At 52.4% G+C, this 14,882-nt stretch carries 21 protein-coding genes; 4 read left to right on the top strand and 17 right to left on the bottom strand.

Features of this window, described 5'->3' with window-relative positions; all coding sequences use genetic code 11:
* Window positions 1-17 precede the first annotated feature (17 nt).
* The 5 genes from QQF33_RS08805 to QQF33_RS08785 form a co-directional block, all read right to left on the bottom strand.
* Window positions 18-539, bottom strand: coding sequence for a transglycosylase SLT domain-containing protein (locus tag QQF33_RS08805; RefSeq protein WP_285149703.1), 522 nt, complete (start codon window positions 537-539; stop codon window positions 18-20).
* Window positions 515-1,213 carry a TIGR03759 family integrating conjugative element protein gene (locus QQF33_RS08800; RefSeq protein WP_285149704.1) on the bottom strand — a complete coding sequence of 233 codons (699 nt, stop codon included), beginning with the start codon at window positions 1,211-1,213 and terminating at the stop codon, window positions 515-517. Before QQF33_RS08800 ends, QQF33_RS08805 begins: the two co-directional genes overlap by 25 nt.
* Window positions 1,214-1,223: 10 nt before the next feature.
* On the bottom strand, window positions 1,224-1,691 hold the full coding sequence (gene pilL2, locus QQF33_RS08795) for a PFGI-1 class ICE element type IV pilus protein PilL2 (protein ID WP_285149765.1): 468 nt from the start codon (window positions 1,689-1,691) through the stop codon (window positions 1,224-1,226).
* Between the two features lie 196 nt (window positions 1,692-1,887).
* Window positions 1,888-2,187: a hypothetical protein gene (locus QQF33_RS08790; protein ID WP_285149706.1), complete on the bottom strand. Its 300-nt coding sequence runs from the start codon at window positions 2,185-2,187 to the stop codon at window positions 1,888-1,890.
* Window positions 2,188-2,224: 37 nt separating this feature from the next.
* Window positions 2,225-2,524, bottom strand: a complete 300-nt coding sequence (locus tag QQF33_RS08785) for a hypothetical protein (RefSeq protein WP_285149707.1) — start codon at window positions 2,522-2,524, stop codon at window positions 2,225-2,227.
* A 185-nt stretch (window positions 2,525-2,709) separates the two neighbouring features.
* Between QQF33_RS08785 and QQF33_RS08780 the strand changes: the two genes are divergently transcribed.
* Window positions 2,710-3,015 carry a hypothetical protein gene (locus QQF33_RS08780; protein ID WP_285149708.1) on the top strand — a complete coding sequence of 102 codons (306 nt, stop codon included), beginning with the start codon at window positions 2,710-2,712 and terminating at the stop codon, window positions 3,013-3,015.
* Between the two features lie 213 nt (window positions 3,016-3,228).
* Here the strand turns inward: QQF33_RS08780 and QQF33_RS08775 are convergent, their stop codons facing one another.
* From QQF33_RS08775 to QQF33_RS08725, 11 genes are all read right to left on the bottom strand, one after another.
* Window positions 3,229-3,552 (bottom strand): hypothetical protein, encoded by a 324-nt coding sequence (locus tag QQF33_RS08775; RefSeq protein WP_285157122.1) that lies wholly within the window; start codon window positions 3,550-3,552, stop codon window positions 3,229-3,231.
* A gap of 69 nt (window positions 3,553-3,621) precedes the next feature.
* A complete protein-coding gene (locus QQF33_RS08770; protein ID WP_285157688.1) occupies window positions 3,622-3,948 on the bottom strand; it encodes a type IV toxin-antitoxin system YeeU family antitoxin in 327 nt (108 codons plus the stop codon).
* A 59-nt stretch (window positions 3,949-4,007) separates the two neighbouring features.
* Entirely contained in the window at window positions 4,008-4,931 is a 924-nt protein-coding gene (locus tag QQF33_RS08765) for an ArdC family protein (RefSeq protein ID WP_285149711.1), read from the bottom strand.
* Between the two features lie 85 nt (window positions 4,932-5,016).
* A complete protein-coding gene (locus QQF33_RS08760; RefSeq protein WP_285149712.1) occupies window positions 5,017-5,499 on the bottom strand; it encodes a DUF3577 domain-containing protein in 483 nt (160 codons plus the stop codon).
* 333 nt (window positions 5,500-5,832) lie between these two features.
* Window positions 5,833-6,294 (bottom strand): single-stranded DNA-binding protein, encoded by a 462-nt coding sequence (gene ssb / locus QQF33_RS08755; protein WP_285149713.1) that lies wholly within the window; start codon window positions 6,292-6,294, stop codon window positions 5,833-5,835.
* Window positions 6,272-6,784 carry a DUF3158 family protein gene (locus tag QQF33_RS08750; protein ID WP_285149714.1) on the bottom strand — a complete coding sequence of 171 codons (513 nt, stop codon included), beginning with the start codon at window positions 6,782-6,784 and terminating at the stop codon, window positions 6,272-6,274. The genes ssb and QQF33_RS08750 overlap by 23 nt, the downstream gene beginning before the upstream one ends.
* Window positions 6,784-7,596, bottom strand: a complete 813-nt coding sequence (locus QQF33_RS08745; protein WP_285157687.1) for a PFL_4669 family integrating conjugative element protein — start codon at window positions 7,594-7,596, stop codon at window positions 6,784-6,786. Before QQF33_RS08745 ends, QQF33_RS08750 begins: the two co-directional genes overlap by 1 nt.
* Before the next feature lie 287 nt (window positions 7,597-7,883).
* Entirely contained in the window at window positions 7,884-8,090 is a 207-nt protein-coding gene (locus QQF33_RS08740) for a TraR/DksA C4-type zinc finger protein (protein WP_285149718.1), read from the bottom strand.
* Window positions 8,083-8,676 carry a DUF2857 domain-containing protein gene (locus tag QQF33_RS08735; RefSeq protein WP_285149719.1) on the bottom strand — a complete coding sequence of 198 codons (594 nt, stop codon included), beginning with the start codon at window positions 8,674-8,676 and terminating at the stop codon, window positions 8,083-8,085. The genes QQF33_RS08740 and QQF33_RS08735 overlap by 8 nt, the downstream gene beginning before the upstream one ends.
* Window positions 8,673-10,112 carry a ParB family protein gene (locus QQF33_RS08730; RefSeq protein WP_285149720.1) on the bottom strand — a complete coding sequence of 480 codons (1,440 nt, stop codon included), beginning with the start codon at window positions 10,110-10,112 and terminating at the stop codon, window positions 8,673-8,675. The genes QQF33_RS08735 and QQF33_RS08730 overlap by 4 nt, the downstream gene beginning before the upstream one ends.
* Window positions 10,113-10,140: 28 nt before the next feature.
* A complete protein-coding gene (locus QQF33_RS08725; RefSeq protein WP_285149721.1) occupies window positions 10,141-10,335 on the bottom strand; it encodes an AlpA family phage regulatory protein in 195 nt (64 codons plus the stop codon).
* 1,195 nt (window positions 10,336-11,530) lie between these two features.
* Here QQF33_RS08725 and QQF33_RS08720 point away from each other — a divergent pair.
* From QQF33_RS08720 to QQF33_RS08710, 3 genes are all read left to right on the top strand, one after another.
* On the top strand, window positions 11,531-12,025 hold the full coding sequence (locus tag QQF33_RS08720; protein WP_350319010.1) for a thermonuclease family protein: 495 nt from the start codon (window positions 11,531-11,533) through the stop codon (window positions 12,023-12,025).
* Window positions 12,022-12,933 carry a hypothetical protein gene (locus QQF33_RS08715; RefSeq protein ID WP_285149722.1) on the top strand — a complete coding sequence of 304 codons (912 nt, stop codon included), beginning with the start codon at window positions 12,022-12,024 and terminating at the stop codon, window positions 12,931-12,933. Before QQF33_RS08720 ends, QQF33_RS08715 begins: the two co-directional genes overlap by 4 nt.
* A gap of 69 nt (window positions 12,934-13,002) precedes the next feature.
* Window positions 13,003-13,326, top strand: a complete 324-nt coding sequence (locus QQF33_RS08710) for a hypothetical protein (protein WP_285149724.1) — start codon at window positions 13,003-13,005, stop codon at window positions 13,324-13,326.
* Between the two features lie 40 nt (window positions 13,327-13,366).
* On the opposite strand, the gene QQF33_RS08705 is transcribed toward QQF33_RS08710, so the two are convergent.
* Window positions 13,367-14,866, bottom strand: a complete 1,500-nt coding sequence (locus tag QQF33_RS08705) for a helix-hairpin-helix domain-containing protein (RefSeq protein ID WP_285149767.1) — start codon at window positions 14,864-14,866, stop codon at window positions 13,367-13,369.
* Window positions 14,867-14,882: the final 16 nt, after the last annotated feature.

The raw sequence follows: 14,882 nt of genomic DNA, 5'->3' as shown, positions 1-14,882 counted from the left end.
GTCATGCTTTCCTTCTTTCATGAGGAGAGGTCCTGCAGATAACGGGCCACTTTCTGGCGGTAACGGAGGGCGGGCTGCCCTCCCGCCGGATGGTGATAGCGCCCGGCGGCATCAAGCCAGCTGTGCTGTGCGTCGAAATGTGTGCGCAGCAGCCGTGCCGCCACCTGCAGATTCCGGTACGGATCCAGTGCATCGCACGGCGAGACGAAAAGCTGCCCGTTCCAGCCGATGTTGATTTGTCCCAGCCCGGCATCGATGCGCCGGGGGTCCCGGGTGCGCAAAAACCGATTCAGGGCGCGACATGCCTGTTGCCGTGTGGTGTACTGCCAGGCGCGGCCCCCGACATTGAGCGTCCACGGCCACGGATGTACGCCACGGGAAAGCGCCGTGCCGCTTTCGGTCAGGGCCACGGCGTAGAGCAGCTCTGCCGGGATATGTGCCTGGCGGGCCACTTGCTGATAACCTGACGGAATATGCGATGACGCCAGAGCGGTCAGGGCGGGCAGCAGCAGGATCAGGGCGAGGTTACGGGCTGCCATTGTCCCTCCTGCTGTTCCAGTACCGACGGGATCGGCTTGCCGCCGAATTGCTGCCAGCGACCGGCATCATGGTTGAGCGTTATCAGCCGCGATTTGACCTGCTGTGGATCGATCTGTTGCGCCAGCGCCCAGCGCCGCAGACGGGTGTCGTCGCCCTGGCTGCCAACCAGCCAGATATCCAGCGGATGCCCGGAACGCAGCAGTGTTTTCAGGCGCCTTTCGCAGGGCGGGCAGCTATCACGCACGAAGACCGCCAGGCGGCTGGTCGGGGAGCGCGGCGTCTGCTGGCGGGCATCGGTCACTCGCGTCAGCAGCGGGTAACGCCGCTTCCAGGCCGCATCATAAGCCCGCTGGAACGCAAGCTCCTTTTCCACCCGCCGGGACTCTTTTTCCACCAGCAGGTCGGCATATTTGCGGCGCTCTTCATCGGTGCCGGCCTCCACGCCCAGCGTGGTCAGGGGATCGAGACCCGGCGACCAGATGCCGCGCTCGCCCTGTCGGAGTTGCAGGTACTGGCTCCACTCCTCACGACTGAGTCCCCAGCGCTCTGCCAGCTGCGCTTCACTGAGCGCCTGGCGGGCTGTCTGTTGTGCGGTGGTCGTGGTTTCTGTGGCGGCGAAGGTGGTCAGGCTGAGGCAGAAAAACGGTATCATCTGCAGCAAAAGGATTCGCATAATATGGCCCTCAGCCCAGTGGCCGGATGGCCGGTGCGGGTTGCCAGCAGACGGTACGACTGACCTCATCGGTGGTCATCACCCAGGCGCTGCCTGCAATGGTCTGCAGTGCGGCTTCGGTGCGTACCGGCCCCATCCGGCGCTGGGCATCCGGCAGCGGACTGCCGTAGAACAGCCTCATCGATGTGGTAACCGGTAAACACAGGCCGTAACCGCTGCCGTTCAGCCAGCCGCGCAGCGCCTCTTCGCGGGTCAGGTGGCGATGATGTTTTCCCGATGGCGGGAGTGTCTTACTGATGATCTGTCGCAGGGGAAAGCGCAGCGTTTGTGCTGGCGAGATATCAACCAGCGTATAGCGGGCGGTATGCACCCTTTCTGCGAGCGCCGGGGCTGGCGGCGTGGGGCAGGGTAAAGGTGGAGCGGATCGGGCGGTACAACCCGCCAGTAACAGTACGCCAGGAATAAGGGATATTTTCATCACACAGGTTCTCCGGGAAATAACATCAGGGAGCAGCATGCAAGGACGGGATTATCGCTTCAGCAGGAAAAGCGATACGGGAAAAGAATGAAAAAACAGGCCCGGTTGCCGGAGCCTGTTTTGGGGAATGAGATGGAGTGGCCGATCTGGTGTGGTAACGGATGAGGTCTGGCAGATATTCCGTCATTGACACGGGTTACAGGCCGGTTTCAGAGCCGCAGAGATCAAACGTGGTCATAAACGACAGCGCCTGCTGCCTGTCGTGATAAAAGCAACGATGAAAAAAGCCGTCTCCGTTGGCATACCGGACGCAGTAATTACCGTCGTGTTCCTCCAGAATGCTGACGCTTATCCGGTATTTTTCCGCCAGACGAGTGAGATCCTGAAGACAGAACCCCTGCTGCAGGGCAAGTCGTAGTATCTGCCCGGCAGCGTGTTTTTCCTGAAGGTAAATATGATGCAGTTCAGCCTGTAAATCCGGGGAGAATATCGTCATTTTTATTTGCTCCATAAATAGCGTGTTTTTTACTGAGCTAATACGGCAGGGAAAGTATTTCTCTTTCCACCATGGCCGTTTGCTGACAGGGTTCTGCCCGGCTGTCGGCGTCCTGCAATATCCAGTAGTGCCAGTCAATGGATTTGCGGGCAGTCCGGAGATGGTTCAGAAAACTTTGGGCCAGTTCGTGGGTCGGGAATAACAGATAGTGATTAAACCGGCTCCAGGGATCGTCCGGGACGCTGGCGTAATACAGGCTGACATGAAAATATTCAGTATATTTTCCGGTGTCGGCGTCTTTAAGGGAATGGCGCATAATGGTGAAATCACGGATCATAACGTGCTCCTTGGATATTGCGGGTATTTTGCATGTGAAGGGAGTTTCCGGTCCGGGGGGACACTCTGCTTACAGGAAACCACAGAGCTAAAAGGGCGCTGTCGGCGACAGCATTAGGTCCTTCAATTAAACGCCTCTGGCCCGGGTGGCGACAGTCAAAATTCTTTTATGCCCGGGGAAATAAAGTGGCTTATTACATTTTTATTAATAATAAAAAAGGAACAGCGCCAGAATTCAGAAGAATAATGGCGCTGGCAGGATTTTACCTGACGGTTAAGGAACCTCCGGAGATAGTGCCTTTCCGGCATTATCCCGATTCGCTTAAAGGAGGGACGAATCGATCTGCATGGCGCTTTCGCACAAAAGGCTCCGGTTGGTTGCCGGTCGGCCACCGGCGACAGGGCAGAAGGATGTTGCCTTGTCCGACCACTTTAACGGCCAGAGAAATAAAAACAGTCGTTAATTCATTTTGGGTGATGAAGATTGACTGATGTCCGCACTACTGTTTTTAATTTCAACATTATGCCTGAAAAAAACGGGCATCAGAGGATGATGCCCGAAGGGGTTGAGGAGCCCATGTATGACGGGAAGGAAAACAGCATCAGAATAATCAACAAAGAAAATACAGACAGAGAAAATTGTTTTTCAGACAGAAATAAAAGGTGAGATGATATTCGTGCCGAAATGACTATTTTGCCCGGTGGTTAGTATTCCGATGGCAACAGAATGGTGGTAATACCTTCATCGGTCAGTATCCAGATTTTAATATCCGGCGTAATAGCATAGGCCGACAGAATTCTGTCATTATGCATCCGGACTGCATCATCGTTGGCTAATTTGTCATCGTCACCGATATCGCCCCAGTCGCCGCGTAAATGTCGGCTAAGCAGGGGGCGAATATCAAGGCCCTGTGATATCAGATGATTAACGCCCGCGGTGGCGTACAGACGGCCTGGAGAAATTAAAATGCGCATATGCTGCTCTCTGTGAATAAAGAAACGTGAATTAAGGGATGGCAGTGTCATCATGCTGCCGGCAGCATCCCCGGGAAGTGTTTTGTCACGATAGAATGATTGCAGCCATAAGGTCTCCTCCTGTCAGGCCGGATAAATGGTGAGGTAAACGTAGCCGCAGGAGCCGCGCGTGTCGGCTTCGCAGGTCAGTCCGTTAACGGTGTCGGTTATCCTGGTGGAGCGGCGTGGATCCAGCCGTCCGTCGTGGAGCGCCACTTCAAGTCGCGCAATAAACAGCGGAAAAGTGGCGTCCAGCTTTTCACATTGTTCAGGCGTAAACTCGCCGGAGAGCGTGGCCCGGTCAGCAAGAAAGTGCAGCTTTGGCCCTTCCTGAACTAACCGTGCGCCAAACGCGGGCGTGATATCGTGCCGTAAGCTCCAGACGGGGCCGGGTGGGTTAATTTCTGGCATCGATGTGTCCTTCGTGAATGTAAATGAAGAAGAGGGGAAGCGTTGTCTGAGAAATCGCGCTACGCAGAAAGCCGGTAAGGCTGCTCTGCCGCCTGTTTCAGCAGCCATTCACAGGCCTGACGGGCCTGTCCACTGGCGCGGATAATCGCTTTATTGTCTTCGCGGAGTATCTTCAGCCAGCTGGCGATATAGCTGGCGTGCTGTAGCCGGGACGCAATACCGGTATGAGCGCACAGAAATGCCGACCCCATCTCCGCCACCAGTTCTTCGAACGCATAATGCGCGTTGCCAAACCGGGCGGTGGGTGAGGTGATCCCTTCACGGCTCAGACGGGACTGATGCCCGGTGGCGTGGGTGAGTTCGTGCAGCAGGGTGCTGTAATAGTCTTCCTGACAGGGAAACTGCGCCGGGTGAGGGAGCATAATTCTGTCCTGTGCGGGGTAGTAATACGCTCTGTTTTGCTGGCGGTGGGCAACCGTTACTCCACTGTGCGTTTTGATGTTTTCCGCTGTTTCCAGCGGTGTATTCATCCTGACCACCGGAGCCAGAAACGCGTCGGGCAATCCCTCACACTGCGCCACGTTAAACAGACGAAACTCTTTCAGCAGCGCGAATTGTGTCACCCGCGGCGAGCCGTCGTCGTTCAGCAGTGGCGCGCCGGTTTTATCCAGCAATTCCCGTTCTTTTGGCAGGTACAGGGTGGCAAAGGTGGATTTTTCACCCTTGCGGACATTTCCTCCGGCCTGCAGTGCCTGATGGAACGTGAGCCAGCGGTCATTTTCATAGCCGTTTTTATCGGCGCTGCGCCAGAGCAGGGGAATGTTGATGCCGTTATAGGCGCGTCCTGATGCAATGTTGAGTGGAAATACCGGTTCGCCATCGCGCCAGGGGCGTATCCAGGGCGGATTTCCCTGTTCCAGGGCTTCGATGATTTCGTCGGTGACTTTCTGGTAGATATCGGTGTGGGATGCTGAAGATGTCATAGGTTGCCTCGTGATAAAAAAAGCAGAGGCTGGCTCCGTCAGGAGTCGCCCCTGACAGGTGAGTGAAGGTTTGTGAGAGACAGATTCAGAACTGAACTGCGTCCACGTCTGTTTTTACAGCGGGTGTCGGAGGTACTTTCGGTTGTGGTTCGGGTTGCGGTTCATCGGGTTCCGGCACCGTTGTTTCATGCGCCCAGACCAGGCTACCGTTGATATACAGAGACGAGATGAAGAGCAGACGCCCCTTGAGGCTGATGCCCTGCTGACCGGCGCGTTCGCCTTTGCGGTATTCGAAGACTTCGGGACAGATATCTCCGATACGAAAGGCAATCAACACCTTGTCATGGCGTGCCAGCGCCTCCTGGCAACGGGTGAGTAGACGAACGGCTTCGTCGTTATAAACGCGTACATCAAACCAGGTATATTCCACGCTGTCCGTCGAACCGCGCAGGGCAGCAATGGTACAGGCGGTAAATGCATCGCCTTTTTTCGGCGTGACCGTGCGCAGGCGATTCACATAGCCAATTCCACGGGTGTGCAGGTCAAAATATTTGTGTTCAGTGTTCATTATCAATCTCCAGGTATGTTATGACCGGAGACAGATCCCGTGCGGGATTTGTCTCCCGCAGGGGTCAGAAGTGGTTAAAACAGCAACGACGGTATACCGGGTATACTGCTCATTTTCAGTCGTATTGAGCATTCAGGGCTGGCATTACATCCGGGATGCGACAGCTTTCAGCCTGCTGTCAAAGGGCCATCCGTACAGGATGAGTAACGCAGGGCTATCAGACGATAAAAGCCGTGGACGAAACAGCAGAAAGTGTTTTCGGCAGATAAAAATAAACAGGAATGGCGTCCGGTACCGGTGCCATTCCTGTTATTTTTCAGACATCAGCATTCATTAATCAGCGGCTTCCTTATGATTGTTTTCTGATAATCCGGGCAATTCCGGTTGCCGGGTGTCAGTTTCTGGCTCAGGGGGGATTTCAGTTTGCCCGCTGGTGGGAGCTCCCGGTCCGTGGCCCAAAATCTGCAGTGTACCGTTCATATCCACGATGACTTCAACGGCCAGCCGTTCCGCGCCAAGAGTATCCGTCCAGCGCCGGGTTTTCAGGCGACCTTCGAGATACACCTGGTTGCCCTGTTTCAGGAATTGTGCGGCGACATCGGCCAGCCGGTTATAGACAACCACCCGGTGCCACTGTGTGCGCTCCTGATGCTCGCCGGTCTCTTTGTTGCGCCAGCTCTCCGTTGTGGCGACGGAAAACAGGGCGATGGGTTGTTTATCGGCGGTGTAGCGGATCTCCGGATCCTGGCCGAGATAACCGATGATGCACAGCTTATTTAAGTCCCGTCGGGCCATGATGATGTTTCCTGTCGGGTGAGGGGAGAAGAGACGCCGCCAGCGTGTCGGCATCGGTGTTTTTTTTGGCGCATTCACGGCACTGGCGCAGAATAAAGGTGAGGACGGACATCTGCATGTTGAAGACAATCCGGTCGCGCTCAATCTGCAGCAGGGCCTCCCTGGCCTGAGGCGGCAACTGTGGCGACTGCATCAGCTCCTGCCAGGCCAGTACGCCGGAGCGGTTGTTCTCCTGGTTGCGCCAGCGCAGAAAATTTGCACCAGAGCGGGCTGGCCCACGGCACAGAAGTAACGGTAAGTAGCGTACCGGGAAGCGCCAGGCGCGCTGAAGCATGCGGACCTGAATCTGGTGCAGGATCGCTCTTGCCGCCAGCGCATCCTGCGCCAGCAGCGACAGCTCCCTTACTCTTAAAAGGCCCTTTAGCGTGCTTTCATCAGCCAGCGAGTTGTAGTCTTCGTCAGCCAGGCGTTTGTAGCCCTGATCAGCCATTATTCCGCCTCCGTTTCTGGCGCAGGCAGTGTGTCTTCACTGAACTGTGGGGAACCTGGCGCAGCGTCATCCGTTTCATCCGCCGGCGCTGGTGGTGGGGGATTTTCGGTGGAAGGGGTTCGGCGCAGGGGCGGCGCAAACTGTGAACGGCGGGAGCCATCAAGAATATCGTCGGGCAGCTTGCCGACAAGCGCCGTCGCCGCTTTTGCCCGGGCGTTGTCCTCCTTAAAATCCTCCCGGGTAACGGGGATACGGCGGTATTTCTGGGCCAGTGAGAAGATGCTGCGGATAATGCCCGAACTGCGCTGAATGAGATCGTTGCACTCAACGCGGTTCAGCAGCGCCATATGGGTCGCCAGTTGGATGTTACGCGCCAGCTTATCGAAGTCTGTCAGCAGGTAGATGCCGATAAAACCCAGCTGTGAGGCCGAGAACACCGGAAACCGGACAGGCTGGATGCTGAGGCAGTTTTCCACCGTCAGCGTGTCGGGGAGAAGGTTAAAAATACCGTTCACGCTGCCCGTCATCCGGTCCATCTCGCGGCGGGCATGCAGCAGCCGCTCTTCGAGTTTCAGCATATACAGATCGGCGCAGGGATTATCCAGCGAGGAATCCATACGGATGATATTGAGCAGGTTCAGAAAACGGGGGATGCCGATAATCGGGTGCAGAGGATGGCCCTCCGGTGAGGCTGAGCTCTGGCGTCCCTGCCAGAGCTGGACGGCACGGTGGGTATGCAGTTCGATGGTGATGGCGCTGCGCAACGGGCCGCTGGTAAGGGTATACGATTGCTCGTGACTGGGGTCGCTCATAATAAACTCCGGCGAATGGTGAGAGGACGAGCTACCATGCGCTGCCGGGGAGGGGGTCAACAAGGATAAAACCGGTCTGGCGGGTGAAAATTAATCAGCCGGACGGCAGCGACAGCAGATGAATATATAAATGTCGCGCCGGATTATGCGGGGCCGCATAATTTGAGGCTGCACCTTGCATCTCCGTAAGCCACAGCCTATTGATGTTGTTATTGATATGATTAATCAGCCAGTTACGCTACAGGTGCCGTGTCAGTGACTGCTTACATTATATACCGCACACCCCATCAACCACGCTGCTCCACCTCCTGCTGGCAACTGACACACAGGCTGACGCCGGGTATCAACTGTCGTCGCTTCTCAGGGATGGGCTCTGCACAGCGCACGCAGAAGGACCTCGACGGTGAGGATGAGCGGCACGAACGGATTTGATCAATGCAGGTTTGCAGGCTCTGTTCATTACACGCCTGATCGCGGTCGATTTCATCAACCATGGGATCTCTCCTCTTTTTCCTTTTCGCACAACATGATGCGATTCCATACCACGGTCAGGGACAGTTCGTTGGGATGCGAGCTCAGCTCTTCGGAGACCTGAAGCTCTTCTGTAATCTGCAACATGGCATCCAGCGCATCCATCGAATACAGATTTGCCGGGCGTAATCGCTCCCAGCATCGCCAAATTTTGGCGTCGATCTCTTCGTCAGGTATCTGGGTACGGCCCTGCGGCAGTGATATCCCCTGTAACCGGCGACGGGCGCTGATTTCTCCGGATGACAGCCCAAAAAATAGATTGAGAAGTTCAATGGAGCCTCCTAATTGAATGGCCTGTCGAATCCGGTTTTGCAGTATGAGTTCCTGACGAGCCTGAGCCAGGATCTGGCGAAGAACATCATGGTGTATCGTGACATTCATAAACTGCGCAGATGTGCGGCTGAGGGCAAACAACTCATCAAGTGACAGAGCGTTTATGGCGTTAAGCTCATCATAGGTAAATCCCATGGATTCGCAGTGACGTAGATTTCCCTCTTTCAGGGCACTGAGCACATCAGTGAGCACGGCAAAATTAAGTGACGGGATCATGCAATGACTCCTTCCTGCTGCTTTTCATGCAGACGACGTAATGTGCGTATCAGCCGGAACAACGGGATCATCGTCGTATCATTCAGGAGTGCTGGCTGGCCTGGTGATCCGATCAGCAACTGGTGCCAGATCGCCGGGAAGTCGGATGCTTTTCCTGCGACAAAAGACAAAAGCTGAAACATGAGCCTGGCGTCACCGAAAATCTTGGTCTCCGGGCTGGCAAGTTCAAATCCATTAATGACAGAAGGTGAAATAAGATAGGCAAGGCCGGCTGTCGCTGCCAGCTCCCAGGCCAACTGATCCGCGACAGTAGCAAGGTATTCCGGAGTATCCGTTAGCGGATCAATATCCCAGATAGTATCAGGGCCGGTGGGCGAATGATGTGCCGTTGAGGCAGCTCCCACTGTCTGGTTATCTTCGGCTGCGGGAAGGGTAGGATCTGGGATATCAGAAAACTCAGACGTGACGACAGAATCTTCGGTACCCTCTTTGTTGACGTTATCCTCTCCTGGAGGAGGAGAGGTTCGCGCTGTTTCTGATTGTATGGTGGGCGTCGGCGGGCGGGTTCGTTGTTGTGCCAAGGCCGGTATCGTAGGAGGCGCAATCCCGAGCAGATGCTGGCGCTTCATGTTGCGGCTGTCGGTTATCAGCGCGACGGTGTTGTAATCAATCTCGAGCGCCTGACTGATTAAGCCAGTTAGTTCATCTCGCAGATGCTCAAGAGAGAAACCGACCAGCGGACCATTAAAAGGCAACAGGGCTAGAGCGAAAATATCGGCAAACAGCGGCAGGTCATCCCGGTTTGCTGATTGCTGAAACCAAAACTGTTCGGTACTGTTTCGCAACAGCAGTATCTTTTCAACCACAGTTCGGGAAAGACCGCCATACAGTACGTCAGGAATATGCGGGAGCAGCAATTCAATAGCGGATTCCATCCGGCTGATAGAGGACTGCGTCACCGGAAATCCGTCGTGGCACAGTTGCCGGGCCAATTGAGTCTGCGAGAGAGAACCTGAATTGGTGTGTTGATACAGTTCCTTCGCATGCTGAACACCCAGTGCGCGTTCAATAAATGTTAGTGACCCCCGCATTTCGTTTTCGATCAGATGGCCGAGTAGGCAGTGCAAATTACCTTCAGCGAGACTTTTTTTCGACTGCCAGGGGTGATATATACAGGTGACGTTCCGGTATTTATCATCATGTGTCTCCTGCCAGAGGTCGTTCAGAATAGCCAGTCGGGTATTTCCACCGCTGGCAATAATGTAAAACGATTCGCCGGGACGTTGGGTCACCGAAGGGGGATGATCCAGACCTCGTGAACGGATTGACTCTTTTATTTCATTATAATCAGGGTTACGAACAAGTCGGGGGTTCATATCGAAGGGGTACAAATTGTTCAATGGGACCGTAATGAGTGTCCGGGGGGTATTATTCATGATGATTGCTCCTGTATCAGAGAGGCAATTACCGCTGGTTAATTTTTTTCCTCAATTCATTCATTTCTTGCTCGAGCCGGGCGACGCTGGCTGGGCCAATTTTTATGAATGCGGGAAAATTATGTTCTTTTATACGGGCATAAATCTGCGAACACTTAAGTCCGGTTCTATTTTCCACCGACTTCATGCGTAACAGGAGGTGGTTGTCGTTTTGTGGTGACATACAAATTCTCCAGGGTGATAATGAGCGACAAGGCAAGTTATTATGTTTTAACCCTCATTTGATAGAAGGGGAAACTAACAAGGCAGAAGTAATATTTTATGAATGGTTTTGTTAGTGGCTAATATTTACGTATCTAGTTATTTCTCATTGTATGTGTTTCGCATGCTTTATAAATTGATAAAATAAAGATAGCGCGCATTTACAGGTGTTTATTATCAATTACTTATGAGACACCCTTAAAATTATGGGTAATTAATTTGTGATAGCCATCAAACTTTATGATGTAAGCGTGAAAATAAGTTTTAATAATTAATAATAATTCCGTTAACATATTTTGGATGTTTTAAATTTCATACAGAGTTTGAGTGTTCACTTATTCATCTTCAGCCACACTCTCATGTCATGTGGTTTCATAAATTGATTGACTGCATGAAGTTCGCAACGGATCGAATATAGCAACATGCTGGTGACACGTATATCAGTAGAGATGGAGGATTCCATTAGAGCAATAAAGTGAAATAGTGCGTCACTGGAATACCACTCCCGGAACAAAGTGGATTTATTAGACTTACATCGCGCTAACGGCGGCAAGTCAGTAATAGTTGCGCTGTGGTTTTTTTAAGCAGCAAAAAAGAACTGTTCTGCCGATGGCAACCCGTCGCCAGTTGATGCTGAAACTACCGTTTGTGAATCATTTGAATGAACTCAGTACCTGCCCGTATGCCGGACTTCTTCAGGCTGAAACCCTATACCGTGCACACGCCAGACCCCAGCTGAACCGACGCAGCTCCGGCCCGAAGGGCCGGAACACCCTCGTTTTACAATGAATGTTGTAACTATTCTTTAGTCGCTAGTTGAAGGGGTTCGCAGCACTAAAGCTCGTTCCAGGTCTGCAGTAGCAAAGCATTTTTCACCGGTGAGATGCTGCTGACATCGGTGCACTGGTTTATCTGGCGGCGTGAACAGTAATTCCGGTGGGGTGCCGATTCTGGTAAAATGAACAGTGATTCTGATCATAGTGCAAAATCGTGGTATTTCCCGCCAGAATGGGTGTTCACATTGGGTCAGAATACGCAACTCTTTATGCCCCTCCCAACCCAGCGAGGGGCATTCTATAGACAATAAAATAGCCTAATAGTACAGACTATCGTTTTGCTCACAATGCCGGTTATTAGACGTCAACTAGTTTTGCCTACTGGGGACCATCCCTGTCGCGGCTTTCGCGGCAGTAGAGTCGTTTGAGGGCAAGGTCGTCAAAGTCATTGACGGCGATACACTACAGATTCTGGACAATCAGAACTCCAATATCCGTGTACGCCTCTATGGCATCGATGCCCCTGAAAGCAAACAGGCATGGGGGCAGAAGTCGAAACAGGCACTGAGTACCGCCGTGGCCGGTAAAACCGTAAAGGTTGTGAATCATGGTCCAGACGTTTACGGTCGGGAGCTCGGCACCATCTGGTTGGATGGCTATGACATCAATGCTTCGATGGTAGACAGTGGCCTTGCATGGGTTTACAGGTTTCAGGATGAGGCAGTAGTGCCTTCCTACATCAAATTTGATACTGGGGCTAAAAATGCCTCTATTGGCTTGTGGTCAGATAAATCCCCGATCCCTCCCTGGGAGTGGCGGCAGATCAACAAGAAAACTGAAAAGCCGGAGAAGAAAACACCGAGGCCAAACTGGTGAAAAATTTAGCACCGTTCGAGCATATCTATCAGACAGAGAATGGTCATCTTGTCAGTCCTGACACGGGGGAGCATACGTTAAATTGCCCGACGAGCCTGAGAACCGTCGTCAGTTCAGCTTCAGGGTCTATGTTACCTCATGTCATGCAGAACGGCCTGACATGTGTTCCTTCTCCGGCTGTCATCATCACCAAGGCAATTATTCGTTGCATCACAGAAGGACAGAGAGTCTTTGTACGACCGGTAATGGATGGTCTTCGCAAAGTAGTTCCGGCACTGGTAGTTGCGCCTGTCGGTTTATCTGTGGGTACTTTTATTAACTCAGCCTACGAGCCAGCTGGTGCCATCTGGAAAAGTGCGAAGGGCTCGCGTATAGGGCTATTTTTCATGCCAGACAGAGCGGGGCAGGTAAACAAAGCGCTCTTCGACTACATTGCCGTGATTAACCCGGATATCTTCATCCCCTTCTTCAATGAATGCTGGGCATCCGGTATGGATGACAATCCGCTTTCGTTACTGAATACACTACTGTTGTCCCCTAATTCAGCCTCAGAATGGATTAAGTGGCCAGATAAGAACAACTCACCTAAATGGAGTTCGTCTGCTCGTGAATGGTATGCCTGCGATTTAATGGTAGTTGGAGGAAACTCGATCAAGGCAGCTGTAACCGGCATTGAAAACAGCCAGCTCGGCGAAACCATTTTCATCATTCAGGTTACGGCAGACAAATCGAAGCACGAATTTCAACTGGTACGCTCAATGGGAAGCACTCTCCTGTTGGACAATACGGGGAATGCTGTTTCCCCGGGCTTTCGTTCATTTGACTCTATTCGCCAGGCCTGTATCAATGCGGTACGGTCTTATGCAAAATACAATAAGCCTATACAATCAGGAGGCAACTGCGCCTAAGTCCAAGAAGTGACCACCAGCTCCAGCTGAATCAGCTTCCCGGGGTAATGCTAAGTTTCTTGGAGCACTATGTCACATAATGTCGTCACTGTTGAGTTTGGGGATGGATTCAGGCTGTACGCCATAAATGACGGAGGAGGTTGCCACCTGTACCGTTTCCTGTTGAGCAAGCATGAAGAGGCTGAAGCCTGGATTTTAGATTCAAAAAGAGTTATACCCGCTGAACCAGAAAATGCGGAGCTCAGTGAAGAAACTGTTGTTCTTGATCCTGATGAGCCATGGGCATTCGCATCCAGGGCATCCAGGGAACGGCTGTGGATCACCGGACCTCGAAATAGTGATGAAGCAATAGCGGAGACTGGCTGGAAAACAGGCGACATGTATGACGCCTAACTTGCAAGTCAGGCGTTTTTTATCTGGTTAGTGGTATTCGTTAGTTTTCTACTAATTGAACAACTACTAGCCTTCCACCATCTTCCTTTGACAACACAAACTGAGCGTTATTTGTCAGTTCTATTTTTTCTCCAACCGCAACCTGTCGTTTATCCGGTAATGACATAAGCCCATTTATGCCTTCATTTACTAACCACCACTGATCGTTATGGAAAACAAAATACCCAACTCGTTTCCTTTGTGCATCGGTTGTGCGCTCATTTGGCGCAATGAGGCGATTCACATGCCACGCATAGATTGACTGCCCGCTCCACACCATCAACCGGTGATCGTCAGGACGATAACTGCCTTCCTTTCGGGATGAATATAAATTTAGAACCGGTAATTTACCCTTGTATGGCGTACCGCAGTAGGGACAAACCGGCTTTGTCTTACCTGAGAAAACGTACCATTTCTGTTCACACGCCTTGTTCTGGCAGGGCTGTATCAGATCGACTGTTTTAACCAGGGCAGTTTCCCACTCATCGGCGGTCGGGCGTTTAGTGGCATCGTGTAAGCCATCAATAAAGGCGCGTTCAAACAAAGGCGTCAGATAAGGGCCCATGATGGTGTAAGGAATTTTCTCCGGGTCAGCCCAGGGCAGTGAAAAGGAGGATAGCTGACTGACTTTGACTGCATTGCTTTTGTCTGCCGGATGTTCAATGAAGAGTGCCTTCTCACCCATAGATAAGGCCTCATCACGTACTTCATCCGACATGTCATGTATTTTTCCACCACGTAGCGGATGACGGAAGAACAGATACATGTAGATAAGCACCGACAGCGCATGACGGTCAGTAGTAATGCTTGGCAATACGCGGTTCGGATCCTCTTTGGAAAGATGGCTGGTTTTCACCACTTCCGGAGCGATAAAATCCGGGGTGCCCACGACGTCGGGAGGATACTTTCCAGGGACAACCAGGCCGTCTACGTCAATGATGCAGGCATGTCCCATTTCTGGATCGATAAGCACGTTTTTATAGCTTAGATCGCTGTGACAGAGACCTGCCGCATGCATCCTTCTGACGGCTCTTGTTAGCAGCAGACAGACCTTGAGATAGGTAAGCGTATTGCCTCGTTCACGTGGGTCGAGAAATTTATTCTGGTTGCTGGCGCTGGCAAACCATTTGCCTTCTTTCTCCCGGCCTTTTATGCCCAGAAAATCATCGTTTTTAGAGCCGTATTTAAAGAAAAAGTGGCTCTGGTAGGTTGGAACCACGATACCGATTTTATCCCCATGCTCAACAACGTGGGTTGGCCAGCAAAACAGGTCCTTCCAGTATTCACCACCGGATTGGCCAAAAATATTTTGCCTGTAGCGCCCGGTGATCATATCAATCCGACCCCGGGCCTGCTCATTCTGCGGTTTATGATAAAAAGCAACGACGTAAGATTTATCAGGCGAAAAGTAAACATCCTTCATCGAGCCCGAACCAATTACCTCGTCAACATACTGGACTGTTTCGCCGTCCTTTGTTTTGCACGTAACGATATTTGTCATATTGACCACCGAAAAA

The sequence above is a fragment of the Lelliottia wanjuensis genome (genome assembly GCF_030238365.1).
GTDB lineage: Bacteria > Pseudomonadota > Gammaproteobacteria > Enterobacterales > Enterobacteriaceae > Enterobacter > Enterobacter wanjuensis.
Note: the sequence above shows the minus strand (reverse complement) of the source record. Positions and strands in the feature narration are given on the sequence as shown.

What these genes read in the sequence shown, in the direction of transcription:
- QQF33_RS08805 (WP_285149703.1), bottom strand. Translation starts at nt 539, where the DNA reads ATGGCAGCCCGTAACCTCGCCCTGATCCTGCTGCTGCCCGCCCTGACC.
- QQF33_RS08800 (WP_285149704.1), bottom strand. Translation starts at nt 1,213, where the DNA reads ATGCGAATCCTTTTGCTGCAGATGATACCGTTTTTCTGCCTCAGCCTG.
- pilL2 (WP_285149765.1), bottom strand. Translation starts at nt 1,691, where the DNA reads ATGAAAATATCCCTTATTCCTGGCGTACTGTTACTGGCGGGTTGTACC.
- QQF33_RS08790 (WP_285149706.1), bottom strand. Translation starts at nt 2,187, where the DNA reads ATGACGATATTCTCCCCGGATTTACAGGCTGAACTGCATCATATTTAC.
- QQF33_RS08785 (WP_285149707.1), bottom strand. Translation starts at nt 2,524, where the DNA reads ATGATCCGTGATTTCACCATTATGCGCCATTCCCTTAAAGACGCCGAC.
- QQF33_RS08775 (WP_285157122.1), bottom strand. Translation starts at nt 3,552, where the DNA reads ATGATGACACTGCCATCCCTTAATTCACGTTTCTTTATTCACAGAGAG.
- QQF33_RS08770 (WP_285157688.1), bottom strand. Translation starts at nt 3,948, where the DNA reads ATGCCAGAAATTAACCCACCCGGCCCCGTCTGGAGCTTACGGCACGAT.
- QQF33_RS08765 (WP_285149711.1), bottom strand. Translation starts at nt 4,931, where the DNA reads ATGACATCTTCAGCATCCCACACCGATATCTACCAGAAAGTCACCGAC.
- QQF33_RS08760 (WP_285149712.1), bottom strand. Translation starts at nt 5,499, where the DNA reads ATGAACACTGAACACAAATATTTTGACCTGCACACCCGTGGAATTGGC.
- ssb (WP_285149713.1), bottom strand. Translation starts at nt 6,294, where the DNA reads ATGGCCCGACGGGACTTAAATAAGCTGTGCATCATCGGTTATCTCGGC.
- QQF33_RS08750 (WP_285149714.1), bottom strand. Translation starts at nt 6,784, where the DNA reads ATGGCTGATCAGGGCTACAAACGCCTGGCTGACGAAGACTACAACTCG.
- QQF33_RS08745 (WP_285157687.1), bottom strand. Translation starts at nt 7,596, where the DNA reads ATGAGCGACCCCAGTCACGAGCAATCGTATACCCTTACCAGCGGCCCG.
- QQF33_RS08740 (WP_285149718.1), bottom strand. Translation starts at nt 8,090, where the DNA reads ATGGTTGATGAAATCGACCGCGATCAGGCGTGTAATGAACAGAGCCTG.
- QQF33_RS08735 (WP_285149719.1), bottom strand. Translation starts at nt 8,676, where the DNA reads ATGATCCCGTCACTTAATTTTGCCGTGCTCACTGATGTGCTCAGTGCC.
- QQF33_RS08730 (WP_285149720.1), bottom strand. Translation starts at nt 10,112, where the DNA reads ATGAATAATACCCCCCGGACACTCATTACGGTCCCATTGAACAATTTG.
- QQF33_RS08725 (WP_285149721.1), bottom strand. Translation starts at nt 10,335, where the DNA reads ATGTCACCACAAAACGACAACCACCTCCTGTTACGCATGAAGTCGGTG.
- QQF33_RS08710 (WP_285149724.1), top strand. Translation starts at nt 13,003, where the DNA reads ATGTCACATAATGTCGTCACTGTTGAGTTTGGGGATGGATTCAGGCTG.
- QQF33_RS08705 (WP_285149767.1), bottom strand. Translation starts at nt 14,866, where the DNA reads ATGACAAATATCGTTACGTGCAAAACAAAGGACGGCGAAACAGTCCAG.